This window comes from Bacillus sp. FSL K6-1012 (genome assembly GCF_037964915.1).
GTDB classification, from domain to species: Bacteria; Bacillota; Bacilli; order Bacillales; family Bacillaceae; genus Bacillus; species Bacillus halotolerans.
The window spans coordinates 3,979,447-3,993,649 of sequence record NZ_CP150175.1 but is presented as its reverse complement, the minus strand read 5'-3'; the positions used below and the strand labels follow the sequence as shown (position 1 = coordinate 3,993,649).

At 45.0% G+C, this 14,203-nt stretch carries 13 protein-coding genes and 1 other annotated feature; of the genes, 5 read left to right on the top strand and 8 right to left on the bottom strand.

Features of this window, described 5'->3' with window-relative positions:
• Positions 1-127: 127 nt before the first annotated feature.
• Together tyrS and NSS75_RS20685 are read right to left on the bottom strand one after the other, a co-directional pair.
• Positions 128-1,366 carry a tyrosine--tRNA ligase gene (tyrS, locus tag NSS75_RS20690; protein WP_339234799.1) on the bottom strand — a complete coding sequence of 413 codons (1,239 nt, stop codon included), beginning with the start codon at positions 1,364-1,366 and terminating at the stop codon, positions 128-130.
• Positions 1,367-1,410: 44 nt separating this feature from the next.
• Positions 1,411-1,623: a binding site (T-box leader), on the bottom strand.
• The gene (locus tag NSS75_RS20685; RefSeq protein ID WP_024123319.1) at positions 1,618-2,133 is read right to left on the bottom strand and encodes a MarR family transcriptional regulator; all 516 of its coding nucleotides are present in this window, start codon (positions 2,131-2,133) and stop codon (positions 1,618-1,620) included. It overlaps the preceding feature by 6 nt.
• Before the next feature lie 149 nt (positions 2,134-2,282).
• On the opposite strand from NSS75_RS20685, the gene NSS75_RS20680 reads away from it, so the two are divergent.
• On the top strand, positions 2,283-2,996 hold the full coding sequence (locus NSS75_RS20680; RefSeq protein ID WP_185848473.1) for a TIGR02206 family membrane protein: 714 nt from the start codon (positions 2,283-2,285) through the stop codon (positions 2,994-2,996).
• Positions 2,997-3,107: 111 nt separating this feature from the next.
• Entirely contained in the window at positions 3,108-3,968 is an 861-nt protein-coding gene (locus NSS75_RS20675) for a glycosyltransferase family 8 protein (RefSeq protein WP_044159962.1), read from the top strand.
• 51 nt (positions 3,969-4,019) lie between these two features.
• Here NSS75_RS20675 and sacY read toward each other — a convergent pair whose 3' ends face one another.
• The 3 genes from sacY to NSS75_RS20660 form a co-directional block, all read right to left on the bottom strand.
• Entirely contained in the window at positions 4,020-4,862 is an 843-nt protein-coding gene (sacY, locus tag NSS75_RS20670; protein ID WP_044160381.1) for a transcription antiterminator SacY, read from the bottom strand.
• 52 nt (positions 4,863-4,914) lie between these two features.
• A complete protein-coding gene (locus NSS75_RS20665) occupies positions 4,915-6,294 on the bottom strand; it encodes a sucrose-specific PTS transporter subunit IIBC (protein WP_105954469.1) in 1,380 nt (459 codons plus the stop codon).
• A 444-nt stretch (positions 6,295-6,738) separates the two neighbouring features.
• On the bottom strand, positions 6,739-8,676 hold the full coding sequence (locus NSS75_RS20660; protein WP_339234791.1) for a S8 family serine peptidase: 1,938 nt from the start codon (positions 8,674-8,676) through the stop codon (positions 6,739-6,741).
• A gap of 226 nt (positions 8,677-8,902) precedes the next feature.
• On the opposite strand from NSS75_RS20660, the gene celB reads away from it, so the two are divergent.
• Positions 8,903-10,237 (top strand): PTS cellobiose transporter subunit IIC, encoded by a 1,335-nt coding sequence (celB, locus tag NSS75_RS20655; RefSeq protein WP_339234788.1) that lies wholly within the window; start codon positions 8,903-8,905, stop codon positions 10,235-10,237.
• A gap of 89 nt (positions 10,238-10,326) precedes the next feature.
• Positions 10,327-11,004: a DUF2711 family protein gene (locus NSS75_RS20650; protein WP_339234785.1), complete on the top strand. Its 678-nt coding sequence runs from the start codon at positions 10,327-10,329 to the stop codon at positions 11,002-11,004.
• A gap of 39 nt (positions 11,005-11,043) precedes the next feature.
• On the opposite strand, the gene glxA is transcribed toward NSS75_RS20650, so the two are convergent.
• Positions 11,044-11,424, bottom strand: a complete 381-nt coding sequence (gene glxA, locus NSS75_RS20645) for a glyoxalase GlxA (protein WP_010332375.1) — start codon at positions 11,422-11,424, stop codon at positions 11,044-11,046.
• A 121-nt stretch (positions 11,425-11,545) separates the two neighbouring features.
• Here glxA and NSS75_RS20640 point away from each other — a divergent pair, with 121 nt between their 5' ends.
• Entirely contained in the window at positions 11,546-12,733 is a 1,188-nt protein-coding gene (locus NSS75_RS20640; protein ID WP_339234782.1) for a class I SAM-dependent rRNA methyltransferase, read from the top strand.
• 35 nt (positions 12,734-12,768) lie between these two features.
• Here NSS75_RS20640 and NSS75_RS20635 read toward each other — a convergent pair whose 3' ends face one another.
• Entirely contained in the window at positions 12,769-12,966 is a 198-nt protein-coding gene (locus tag NSS75_RS20635) for a YwbE family protein (protein ID WP_010332373.1), read from the bottom strand.
• 34 nt (positions 12,967-13,000) lie between these two features.
• Positions 13,001-14,203, bottom strand: a complete 1,203-nt coding sequence (locus tag NSS75_RS20630; RefSeq protein ID WP_024123309.1) for a major facilitator superfamily domain-containing protein 6 — start codon at positions 14,201-14,203, stop codon at positions 13,001-13,003.

The window sequence follows — 14,203 nt, the reverse complement described above, 5'->3', positions numbered from 1 at the left end:
ATGGGGAATATTTCGGGATGCTAAAGGATTTTCCTGCAAACTGAAGCGCATTTTTGAAAAGACAGTTCTTTATACCTGCAAAAAAAACGCTTATGAAAGCCGATTTCATAAGCGTCAGGACATCAAATTATAGGAGTTTTAAAAACTTGCGTTTGCCGACCTGGATGATCATATTCTCCTCTATCTTTGCATCGGCGTGAATGTCTGTTATTTTCTCTCCGTTAATCCGGACACCGCCGTTTTGAATCATGCGGCGCGCCTCGCTTTTCGAAGAGAGAAGATCAAGAGTGACGAGCAGATCGGTCATCGCGATCGTTTTCTCACCTTTCCAGTTCACAGCCGGAATATCCTCAGGCAGGCTGTTTTCCTGAAAGACTGTTTTGAAAGATTGTTCGGCTGCTTCAGCGGCTTCTAATCCGTGGTACATTCGGACAATCGTTTTGGCTAAAAGCATTTTGGCATCCCTTGGGTGAACGGCGCCGGTTTCTAAGTCCTTCACGAGCCGTTTTTTTTCTTCAAGCTCCAAGTCCGTTGCCAAATGAATGTATTTTTTCATCAGGCTGTCGGGCAGTGACATTGTTTTCCCGTACATGTCGTTCGGATGTTCGTCAATGCCGATGTAGTTGTGTTTCGATTTCGACATTTTCTCAACACCGTCCAAGCCTTCCAAAAGCGGCATCAGGATGACGACTTGTTTTTCTTTGTTGTATCGTTCTTGAAAATGCCGCCCCATCAGCACATTGAAATGCTGGTCTGTTCCTCCTAATTCAATATCGCTTTCCAGAACGACGGAATCGTATCCCTGCATCAACGGGTAAAAGAATTCATGCAGGGAGATCGGCTTTTGCATGGCGATGCGTTCTTCAAAGTCATCGCGTTCCATCAGGCGGGCTACTGTTATTTTGCCTGCCAAGTCAATAACGTCCTCCAGATACAATGTTTTCAGCCATTTCGAGTTGTAGTGCAGCTCGACTTTTTCTGGATCAAGCACTTTCCCGAATTGCTGGAAGTATGTTTTGGCGTTGTGCTGGACTTCTTCATCAGTCAGCTGTTTTCTGGCCGCGGACTTGCCTGTCGGATCACCGATTTTTCCTGTGAAATCGCCAATCAAGAGCTGCACAATGTGGCCATTTTCTTGAAATTGGCGAAGCTTGTTTAAAACGACCGTATGTCCCAGATGAACATCCGGTGCAGAAGGATCTAATCCGAGCTTAATTTTAAGCGGTGTGCCTGCCGCAATCGATTTGACAAGCTTGGCCTTTAATTCCTCCGGCGGTATGACTTCTTGGGCGCCTGTCATATATAGATCAAGCTGTCTTTCGACTTCTTTTTGCTGTGCTGCTGTGAGCTGATCAAATGTTTTCATTGTTCTTCCTCCTTTTTTAGAAACACAAAAAGAGCCGCATCCCGATAAGGGACGTGGCTCAATGCACGCGGTACCACCCTGGTTGAAGACATTGTCTTCCGCTCATTCGAATAACGGTTTCCCGTCCTTTGCTACTAACGTTCACAAAGAAAGCTCGGGGAGGTAATTCGCGTTTGCCTGTGTGCCGGCTCGCACCTTCCGCCGGCTCTCTGAAACAGGGAGACAAACCGCTACTGGATTCCCGTCAAAGCTTATGATGTATGAAGATTGTCCGCTACTTTTCTAAGCAGTCCTGTCAGGGTTTTTTGCTCCTCTTTTGTCATGCCCGTAATCAATTCCGTTTCCCCTTTGTGAAACTTTGGGTAGAGTGCTTCGATCGCTTGTTTGCCGGATTCAGTGATTGTGACAAAAACAAGTCGCCGATCTCTGGTATCGATGCTTTTGGAGCAAAAACCCTTTTTTTCGAGCGTTTTGATCACGTTGCTTGCTGTTGCTGTTGAAATGCCTGACAGCTCAGCGATTTTTCTCGTTTCGAGTTTGCCCCACACCCATAGATCGTAAAGAATGGAGAAAGCGGTCCAAGATAATTTGTAAGAAGAAAGAACCTCAGTCTCCATTTTGACACGGAGCCTTTGCGCAGACCGATACAGATTCGTCGCGATCGAAATGGCTTCCAGGTTGAGTGACTCAACGGGCATTTGTTTAAGCTTGCTGAGTGTGTCATGCTCTTCTTTGCGAAGCTGCTGCTGTTTATCTAAACGTTCCATTTGTCGCCGCCTTAAATTATCAGAATCATTAGCTGTGAAATGAATTGTAGCAGAGACGATGGTGAACTTCAAGCCTATATTTTTTGGTTGCATAAAAAAAGCCAAAAGAACACCACAATAAAGAAAAACCCGCAGACGGGGGTGCAGTTGTGCAAAAATATGTTCAAGGCGTGTATAAACACGATCCGTTTCATCTGTTTTCGACAGAGCATGCAGTGACATTAAGCTTGATCGGCATGCTTGCCATTCTTTTGTTTTTGTTCCGCCGGCCACTCAGCCGGCCAGCATTCAGTACATTTCTGCGCTATTTGTTTGTGTTTCTTTTGCTTGCTTCACAAATTGGTTACCAAATATGGATGATCGCCGCGGGCAGGTGGTCGGTGCGGACTTCTCTGCCCCTTCAGCTGAGTGACTTGTCTGTGTATTTATCAGCTATTATGCTGGTGACAAAGAGCAGAAAGCTGTTTGTGTTTTTGTATTTTGTCGGCATCGGAAGCTCCCTTCAGGCGCTTCTGACACCGGACCTTGGTATGTTCTCATTTCCGCATGTGCGGTATATTCTCTTTTTTATTTCGCACGGGTCCGTGTTTCTGTCCTGTCTGCTTATGGCGGTGATTGGCACGTACAGACTCAGACAGCGCTCTTTATGGGTGACTGTATTGATTGTCAATCTGTACGGAGGAATCATTTATCTGGTTGACCGCTGGCTGAAAGCGAATTATATGTATTTAACGAAAAAGCCGGGCGGCTCTTCGCTATTGGATGTTCTCGGGCCTTGGCCTTGGTATATCGCCTCAGCTGAAGCCATTACGATCGCGAGCTTTTTCATCCTTTATTGGCTTTATCGGATGTTCAAAAAATAACACCTTTTTTTGTTGTATAGCACATTCTATTTAAAAAAATATTGGAGATTAGTGTTTAATTTTCTGAAAAAGGGAATGTAACTTGTACAACACAAAGGGAGATGAATACCATTGAAGAAAGATGAAATTATGCATATCGTATCATGCGCAGATGATAATTATGCTCGTCATTTAGGTGGGATGTTCGTTTCTTTATTGACAAACATGGACCAGAACAGAAAAGTAAAGCTATATGTGATTGATGGGGGAATTGAGCCTGATAACAAAAAAAGGCTGGAAGAAACTACATTGAAGTTCGGCGTGCCGATTGAGTTTTTAGAAGTGGATGCCAACCAGTATGAACATGCTGTGGAAAGCAGCCACATTACAAAAGCGGCGTATTACCGCATTTCGATTCCTGACTTAATTAAGGATGAGAGCATTAAGCGGATGATTTATGTCGATTGTGATGCACTTGTCCTTGAGGATATTTCGAAACTATGGGACTTGGACATCGCTCCATACACCGTTGCTGCTGTAGAAGATGCGGGGCAGCATGAACGTTTGAAAGAAATGAATATCACTGACACGGGAAAATATTTTAACTCAGGTATTATGGTTATTGATATGGAACCTTGGAGAAAGCAAAACATCACAGAAAAAGTTCTCAACTTTATCAATGAAAACGGTTCTGAAGATTTTCTTGTGTTACATGACCAAGATGCGCTGAACGCGATCTTATATGATAAGTGGTATGAGCTTCATCCGCGCTGGAACGCTCAAACATACATCATGTTAAAACTGAAAACACCTCCGACACTGTTAGGACGGAAGCAATATAATGAAACGAGAGAAAACCCGGCAATCGTCCACTTCTGCGGCGGAGAAAAGCCTTGGAACTCCAATACAAAACATCCGTATCGCGATGAGTATTTCCATTACATGTCCTATACGAAGTGGAATACGATCGGAAACCCGGCTATCAATCAATAATCTATATATGAAAAAACGCTTTTGAGATGATCAAAAGCGTTTTTTTGTTTGTCAGCGGGCCACTGACCGATGATAGAAGCGCTGAATATGCATGGCGATATAGCACAGTTCTTTTTCAGGAAACTCAAAGCCGTATTCTTTTTTCACAAATGTGCCGATACTTTTGGCGCATAGGAAAGCATCCTTGAATCTTTCTTTAATGATGGCGATCATTTCTGAATCCAGCTCGTAAATGGTTTCGCCTGCTTTGATATGCTGAATGGCAAAGCGCAAATGGGTCACGAGCCTTTCGTAAGAAATGGTATCCTCCACAATGTTGATCGACAGCTGGGTTTCAATAATGCCGATAATATCACGGATCATCGTTGTAATATCAAGTGTCTGTGTCATGTCGCCGGCGTTGTTTCTCGCTGTGTGAATGTGCATGGCGATATTGCCGATTTCATCTTCAGGAATCTCAATGCCCAGTTTCTCTTTAATCAGCGCTCTAGCCCACATGCCGATTTGGAATTCCTTCGGATAAAGAACTTTGATCTCATTCAGCAGCGGATTTTTGATGACCATTCCGTTGCTCAGGCGTTCGATCGCAAATGAGAGGTGGTCTGAAAACGCAACGTGAATCCGTTCGTTGATTTTGATGTTCAGTTCTTGTTCAGCATGGGAAATAATTTGCTCGGAGATTTGAATATGGTCTTCCGGCAATGTTTCTAAAATCTCTTCGAATTGTTTATAGTCAGGTGTATCTTTTCTGACGAATGTTTTTTCGATTTTAGACGGATCGACAATATCATTTTTTCTTTTGTCGAACGCAATTCCTGCACCCAAGAGAATCTTCTCTTCATTTTGATCCTTTACGACGATTGCATTATGATTTAATATTCTTTTAATTTTCATAGCTTTTTGTCCTTTCATCCCCCGTTTTATGAATGAAATCGAATAAATCCAGTTATTCTGTCTCTTCTTTAAACCCGAGAAACAATGTAGCTATAAAAGCAGAGACGGCCGCGATCAAAAAACCGATCATATAATGAACAAAATTCGCAATGCCAAACGGCAGCACGATTGAAATCATCGGGATGCCGGTCAGTCCGTAGGAATTCGAAACGACGTGTGCCCCAACTACATACGCCCCGCCGAGAGCGCCTCCAATAGCGGCTCCGATAAAGGGGCGGATCAGCTTCACATTTACTCCGAAAACAATTGGCTCCACAATGCCTAAAAAAGCGGTAAGGGAAGCGGGGAGCGCGATTTTCTTCAGGCCTGACTGCTTCGTTTTGAAGAAAACCGCCAGTCCCGCTCCGCCTTGCGCCACATTCGCCATTGACCATATCGGCACCAAAAAGTTCACACCCACATGAGGGTCAGCAAGCAAAGTCGCTTCAATCGCATAAAAGCTATGATGCAAGCCTGATAGAACGATAGTGGAATAGATACCCCCGAAAAGAGCTCCGGCAGCAATGCCCGCGTGGTGATAAATGTATTCAATCGATTGTGATATGACCTGGCCGATGATAGCTGCGGCGGGGTTCATCACAATCAGCGCGAGACACCCTGTCACCATCACAGTGATAAAGGGAATGATCACGACATCAAGTGACTTGGGCACAATCGTTTTTAAAAGCTTCTCAATTTTGCTCATGATATAAATGGAGAGAAGAATCGGTATAATGGCGCCCTGATAGCCCATCAATGGAATGTGCAGCCCCCATATGTCTAAGGAAGCGGGGGTTTTGCTGCCGAGCATGGATGGATCAAGCAAATCAGGATGAGTCAGAAGCCCTCCTATCAATGCCCCTAAAAATGGGTTGCTGCCAAATTGTCTGGCGGCACTGAAGCCAACCAAAATCGGCAGCAGAATAAAGGCGGTGCTGGACACGAGATCCAGCATTTTGATCCACGGGCTGTCGGCAGAGAACCAGTGAAAGACCTGAATCATGCCGATCAGCCCCATGAGCAAACCGTTTGCTGTTATCGCCGGGATAATCGGCATGAAAATATCGGACAGCGTTTTAGCAAATGTTGTGACGGGGTTCAGTTTGCGTCTGGCATGTTTCTCTTGAACAGCCTCTTCAGAAGGCGATGCCTCCCACACACAAACGACTTCTTTATAAATTTTGTTGACGATACCTGCCCCAAAAATAATCTGGAACAGGCCATATCTGAAAAAGGTGCCCTGCACACCTTGCAGATTCTCAATAGCACGTATGTCGATTTTCGTTTCATCCTTTACTTCAAAACGAAGACGAGTTGTACAGTGGCTGATGCTGATAATGTTGCTTTTTCCTCCTGCGAGGAGCAATAATTCTTTCGCAATTTCTTTTTGCAAACAATAAAAACCTCCTCTGCTGAAGAAAAGTCGGCTTGTTCATCGTATCAAATGAAAAGTTGACAATCAAAATGAAAAAAGTGAGAAAAATGTAAAGCGTGCAGAGCCATCAAAAAATGCCCTCGTCGGGTGACGGGGCATTACGAAACATATAAAGCAGAAATGTCATTGGCGCCGTTACGAGCCCAACACGAAAAGAAGAGTTAAAATGCCTTCTTTTTCTAGGCACTAATACTCCCTTTGCATCGTTGGGTCTTGCCTGCTTGCCAGTCACAATCCCGCAATATGCAGTTGATATCTGTAATACCGTTCATTTTATGCTGTTCACAGCAGGATAGCAATAGTATGAAAAGCCTGTGAAGCAAATGGGAAAAAGGTTGCGTACACAGTTTAACAGACGAAAAAACCTTTAAGACGTAACACTCGTCTTAAAGGTTTTTTCAATTATTTCTTCGGCTTAACGGCGTTCAGCCGTTTTTGCAGCTTTGTTTTTTCATGGGATGCTTTTAATTGATTTACTGCGGACTGAGCGGCTGTTTTTGATTTTTTTGTCTTGTCTTTTTCCGCTTTTTTCACTTTGGCTTTGGCCGTTTCGACTTTTTTGGCTTCAGCTGCCGCCACTTTTTTCTTCACTTTATCTAACCGTTTTTGCAATGACGTTTTGTCTTTTCCGGACTGAAGTTCATTGACGGCCTTTTGGGCATTCGCCGCGTTTGCGTCAGTTGATTTCTTTTCCGCTGCGGCGACTGATTGCTGCGCCTTTTTTACATTGCTGCTTTTCACTTTGTTGAGACGCTTCTGCAGGGACGTTTTTTCTGAGCCTGCCGGAAGCTTGCTGACTGCCGATTGAGCGCTGCTGACATCTGTTTTCTTTTTGCTTTTTTCCACTTTGGCGACTTTGTCCTTCGCTTGCTTTGATACGATATAGCGCTTGACCTGATCTAACCGTTTTTGCAGGTTCTTTTTATCCGTGCCGTTCGGCAGTTTGTTGATCGCGGCTTGTGCTGTATCAACGGTTTGCTGGGTTTTATACTTTTCTGCCTTTGCCACTTTGTCCTTCGCGTCTTTTACATTTCTGTATGCCTGAATGTTATCCAGTCTTTTTTGCAAAGCTTTTTTGGCGCTGGAATTAGGCAGCTTGCTGACGAGCTTTTTCGCTTTGTCGATATCGGCTTGTGTTTTTGTCTGTTCGGCTTTTTTGACCGCTTGCTCAGCCGCCGCGTACGCTTTATCTGCCTGCTGGGCTTTATACCGGATCAGGCCATAGCCGAATTGCTGATCGCGGCCCGTAATTCCGAGATCAACGATGTTTTTCTGCATGAGGGCGCGAAGCTGCACGTTCGTGTTACCAGGATCACGCTGTTTTAATAACGCAAACATGGCAGCGACGTGCGGTGTCGCTTGGGATGTGCCGCTTCCCGTCGCGTAATATTGATGTAAATACGTGCTCGTGATGTCTGTTCCCGGTGCTGAAAATTCAACTTGATTTCCTGTTGTTGAAAAGGCTGCGAGCTGATTGTGTTGATTTGTCGCTGACACTGCAACGACACTGCTGTATGCCGCCGGGTAATTTACTGGCTTGCCGTTTCCTTCATTTCCGCTTGCGGCAACGAGCAGTACGCCTTTTTCATATGCTTTGTCCATGGCGTCATGAAGAATCTGGCTGTCTGAAGACGTGCCAAGGCTCATATTGACGATATCCATTCCATTCGCTATCGACCAGTCGATCCCTTTGAGAAGACCTTGAAGATCTCCCGAGCCGTTCTGATCCAGCGCTTTAACCGCATATATTTGTGCTTCCGGTGCGATGCCGTCAATTCCGTAGCCGTTATGCTTAGCGCCGATAATCCCGGCGACATGTGTTCCGTGGCCGTTATCGTCTTTGTAAGAAGAGGTGTAACTGACAGCTGAGTACCCGCCGGAAATCGACAGGTCGTCGTGGGGGGAGATCCCGCTGTCAATGACAGCAATTTTGACGTTTTTGCCTGTCAGCCCCTCCTTCCAAGCCTGTTTGACCTGAATCGGTTCAAGATTCCATTGTTCGAAGTTGTCAGTGGTGTCGGCGTTCTCTGACAGTACTTTGAGTTCTGTATTGTCCGCTGCAGTGAACGTGACATTGTTTTCGACATACAAAATATCAGGATCCTGTTTGAATTCTTTTACTGTCTCTGGATCTGCTGTAACAGCTACCGCCGGAAGATGCTGATACTGCTGCTCAACCTCAGCATCACTGTCCAGGACGGTTTCCTTGCCGTCTTTGTTTTTATAGACCACAATGACCTCTTTCTCGCTGCTGGTTTCTGCATGTGCAAGAGGCTCTAGGGCGAGAAAACTGAAAAACAGAGTGACTGATACAACAAGTTTGCAAAACATGTTTTTCATGGTTCTTCTCCTTTTTCTATGATGTTTGATATATATATCGGAGGAAAATGTGATTTTGATAATAAGAAGGAAAGATTTTTTCATTGAGAGGGTTGTTCAGAAGAATGCAGATTTTTTCCGCAGAAAGAGGAAATTTTCCGCATGAATTTGTAAGCGTTTTCAAAATAAGATAAAGAAAACATTGCAAAGGTTGTTTACAAAGCAGTGAAAAAAGGGGGCTTTTCAGATGAGTGCGTTCAATCGGGTGATGGAAGAAAAAATCATGCCTGTCGCTGGGAAAATTGCCGGGCAGCGGCATCTCAGCGCTTTGCGTGACGGAATTGTTTTGACCATGCCGCTGATTATTATCGGTTCTGTCTTTTTGATTTTAACCAGTCTGCCGATTCCCGGTTATGCTGATTTTATGACGAGTGTGTTTGGGGAACAGTGGGCGGATAAGCTCGGCTATCCTGTTAATGCTTCATTCGATATTATGGCAATGATTGCGGCTTTCGGGATCGCCTATCGGCTGGCGGAAAGCTACGGTGTTGATGCCCTGTCGGCCGGAGCGATTTCAATTGCAGCCTTCTTATTGGCAACGCCGTTCGAGGTGCCTTTTACGCCGGATGGCTCAACAGAATCAATCATGGTCGGAGGCGGAATTCCCATTACATTGCTCGGCAGCAAGGGACTGTTTGTCGCCATGATCATCGCCTTGTTTTCGACTGAAGTCTATCGGTACATCATTCAAAAAAATATTGTGTTTAACATGCCTGACGGCGTGCCGCCGGCGGTAAGCAAATCATTTGTCGCGCTGATTCCCGGCTTTATTATCGTATTTCTTATATGGCTGGCGCGTCTTCTGATTGAAATGACGCCTTTTCAAAGCCTGCACAATGTCGTCGGAGACCTGCTCGGCACGCCGCTTTCCATCCTTGGAGGCAGCCTCGGCGGGAGTCTGATCGCTGAATTCGTGCAAATGCTGCTTTGGGCGTGCGGCATTCACGGCGCTTCGATCATCGGCGGTATTATGGCGCCGATTTGGTATGGCGCCATGGATGCAAACCGTCTCGCGTTTCAAGCGGGCGAGGCGCTGCCGAGTATTTTTACGACTCAGTTTTTTCAAATTTGGATCAATGTCGGCGGAAGCGGAGCAACGCTGGCGCTTGTACTCACAATGCTTGTGCGGTCCCGGAGCAAACAGATGAAGCAGCTCGGCCGATTAGGGATTGGTCCTGCGCTATTTAACATCAACGAGCCGATCATTTTCGGCATGCCGATTGTGATGAACCCGCTCCTTATCGTTCCGTTCATCATAGCCCCGCTCCTCACAATTACCGCCACTTATATCGGCATGAGCACAGGACTGGTGGCAAGGCCCGCCGGAATCGCCGTGCCATGGACCATGCCGCCGCTCATATCAGGGTACCTGGCGACAGGCGGAAAAGTATCTGGAGCGGTCATGCAGCTGGTGAACCTGCTCATTACATGTGCTATCTACTATCCGTTTTTCAGAATATGGGATCATCAAAAATGGAAGGAAGAGAGTGCGGTTGAATCCGGGGATAAAAATGTGACGTGATGTAAGCTGTAATAGATCATCAGCTGTTAAAGGGCTGATGATCTTCTACCAACTATAAGTAAATGTTAGAATATGTAAAGGGGGTGCCCATGCTAGAATACATATGGTTAGATGACGAATCACCAATCTTGAAACAAATACCAGTTGAATATACATCAGCTGCTATTTTATTTTCTCCTTTTATTCAAATGCCTGAAGGGTGGGAAAAAGGTAAGAGAAAAAATGAGTATGAGCATATTTATCCAAATGATCAAGAAGTAAGGGAAAAAGGAAAAGCAGTTACATGGAAAGAGATCATGTCTTCATGCGGATTCCAAACACATGCAGAGCTGGCGCTGGCTTTGAAGACATCGATATTTGCTTTAAGGGATGAGTACGCGAGAGAGGATTTGGCTGAACTTTTACATGTGAACTTAAAAGGAAATCTCTTTTATCCCAGTGAGGACCATATTTCAAATTTTCATATTCCCGGTATGGTAAAAGTGCTTCGTTACAACGGGTCCAATCGGTTTTATTACTCAGAACCAATTGTGGAAAACAGCGGCTTTCTGGACACAACTGAGGCTAACTTGCGGACGGTTCTTGATGAAGCCGACGCAGAGCTCATATTGACTGATGAGAAAATGGATTTTGTGTTTATGAGTGTATACGACTCATTCATAAATGTTTTTCTTGCGAAAGATGAAAAGATTCATGACATGGTTCAGGGTATGGGCTGGGAAGCCATGTTTTGCGATGAGTCAACGTATATCAGTTGGTATAGATAAACAAAGAACGTACATGACAAAATGTACGTTCTTTGATTTTTACCGCTGAAAGAACTCAATCCACTCGCCGTCAGGGCCTTCGATATAAAAATAACGATACCCGTTTGGAAGTGTTGTAATCTCTTCATCGATAAATTTCGCATTCATTCTTTCTGCTTTTGTATATTCGGCCGCGATGTCATCAGTCAGCAGGGCAATGTGATGCACTTTACCTTCGGCAGGAAGCTCGCTGCTGTAGCCTTGAATCAGTTCGATTTCTGTTTCCGGACCATCTTCAAAGCCAAGAAAAGCAAGCTCGATAATACCGTTCGTATGAGTGATGCGGTCTTTCAATTTCATGCCGAGAACCTCTTCATAAAATGAAATAGACGCGTTAATATCTCTTACCATAATGCCTGTATGGTCAATTCGTTTTGCCATGCTGTTCCTCCTAGAAACTCTTTTTGTCTATCGTAGAAAAACCTTTCCTTTCTGTCAATGAAGACATCTTGGCGTTTTGTGGTACGATAAGAAAAAGCAAACAGAAAGAGGACGAACATATATGAAGCTACTCACCCTAAAGCAAGCACATGCTGCAAAAATCAAAAAAGGCTATCCGCTGATCGAAAAGGAAGCCCTCACCGGCAGTGCGGGGCACGTCAAAGAAGGCGACCTCGTTGATGTCATGTCTGAAAGCGGCGAGTTTCTCGCAAGGGGCTATTACGGCCTGCAAAACAAAGGGGTCGGCTGGACGCTCACCCGCAATAAAAATGAACAAATCGACCAAGCATTTTTCCTCAGTAAATTAACAAGAGCGGTACAAGCGCGTGCAAATCTTTTTGCGACGCCTGATACAACGGCTTTCCGTCTCTTCAATGGTGAGGGCGACGGCATCGGCGGCGTCACTGTTGATTATTATGACGGATACCTGCTGCTCCAATGGTACAGCAAAGGCATTTACACCTTTAAAGAAACGCTCATTGCCGCTCTGGATGAACTGGATATTGAATATAAAGCGATTTACGAAAAGAAACGCTTCGATACGGCTGGACAGTATGTCGAGGATGATGACTTCGTGAAGGGAGAAAGAGGCGAGTTCCCGATCATCATTCAAGAAAACGGGATACAATACGCGGTTGATTTAAACGAAGGCGCCATGACAGGCATCTTTTTAGATCAAAGACATGTGCGCAAAGCGATCAGAGACCGCTATGCCAATGGAAAAAACGTCTTAAACACGTTTTCTTATACAGGTGCGTTCTCAGTGGCGGCAGCGCTTGGCGGAGCGGAGAAAACAACAAGCGTGGACGTGGCAAATCGAAGTCTGGCCAAAACGATCGAGCAATTCAGCGTGAACAAGCTGGATTACGAGGCGCACGATATTAAAGTGATGGATGTTTTTAAATACTTCTCATATGCGGCGAAAAAGGATCTGCGCTTTGATCTGATTGTTCTCGACCCGCCATCCTTTGCCCGCACAAAAAAACGCACCTTCAGCGCGGCCAAGGATTATAAAAATCTGCTGAAGGAAACGATCGCCATTACAGCCGACAAGGGCATCATTGTCGCCTCTACAAACAGCAGCGCCTTCGGAATGAAGAAATTCAAAGGCTTTATCGATGCCGCGTTCAAAGAAACAAATGAACGCTATACGATCATAGAGGAATTTACATTGCCGGAGGACTTTAAAACGATGTCAGCATATCCGGAAGGCAATTACTTAAAGGTTGTCTTTCTGCAGAAAAAATAAAAAGAAAAAAGCTGCCCCGGTGCAGGGCAGCCTTTTTATGTAGAAATGATTTGCTGGACGCGTCCGATACGGCCATCTTCAAGACGGACTTTAATGCCGTGCGGATGATAGCTAGATTTCGTTAAAATATCCTTCACTGTGCCTCGCGTCAGTTTTCCTGTTTTTTGATCCGCTTTCAATACAATATCTACCTGCAATCCTTTAGAAATGCTGCTCCGTTCTTGCCCGTTCATAGCACACTTCCTTCCTTTTTATTCATTATAGTCGTTATGGTTTAAAAGTAACAGCCGGCTGATGAAGCGTATGTTTATTTTTTTCTGCTTTTATTAAATATAATGTCAGCCCTGCGCCCGCTATGCTGAGAATGGCGAAGAGCAGATAGACCGCGAAGATGGAAACGTAGTCAAAAATGTATCCGCCAACAAACGTACAGAACCAGTTGCCGAATCCGTTGCCGATGGCGGCGTACATGGTTAGCGCTGTCGCCTCCACATGGCTTGGGGTAATCTTTTTGACGTATTGCAGCGCCGCCGGAATAAATAAACCAATAGAAACGCCTTGGAGGCATACCGTCGCATAAATGATCCATAACGAAGGCTCTGTGAAGTAAAGCGTCCATCTGAATAATGAAACCCCGCCGGACAGTATGATGACATTGAGCAATCCCATTTTATCTATGAATTTCTGCGCAAACCTCATAAACGGAATCTCTGAGATCACTCCGATAAAAAATAAAAGGCCAATGGCGGAAAGAGACGCGCCGCTTTTGTCGAGAAACAGACTGAAGTATGTATTGTTCGCTAAATTTGGTGCAAATGTCGTAAAGGTGATGATCATAAAGATAAGGAAAGTTTTGTTGCTGACCAGCTCCCGGAACCCTTTGCGGATATTGATCTTTGTTTTTGTTTTCTGCTGGCCCGGCATCTGTGAGGCCAATATGGCTGCCATGCACAGAAAGGCACAGCCAAAGATAAAGATGACGTGAATGGGGTACAGCTGATTCGTCACCTGTCCCATGACAAACACCGCAATGCCGAATCCGAGAGAACCAAACAGGCGGATTCCGCCGTAGTTTCCGTTTGTTTGTTGTGTGTAGCGTAAAGAAATGCTGTCTGACAATGGAATGATTGTGCTCTGAAAGGCTGCAAAACAGGCCGCAATCAGAATAAACAGGGGAAAGCCGTCAAATGCGATGTAGCCGAGCCCGATGACACCTGTTACTGATGTACAAACCGCAAGCAGGCTTTTTGTTTTTTGCGTATAATCACTCAGCATACCCCAAAACGGCTGGAAAAAGATCATCACAATCGGGCCGAGTGACATAATCAAGCCGACTTGTGAGCCGCTTAAATGCTGTTCCTTTGTTAAATACATGCTGAGCAGCGGAATGATACTGCCTGTGCCCAGGAAAGCAAACAAATAAAATCCTTTTAACGCTGCGTAGTGCCGTTTCACCTGCAAGTTATGCAT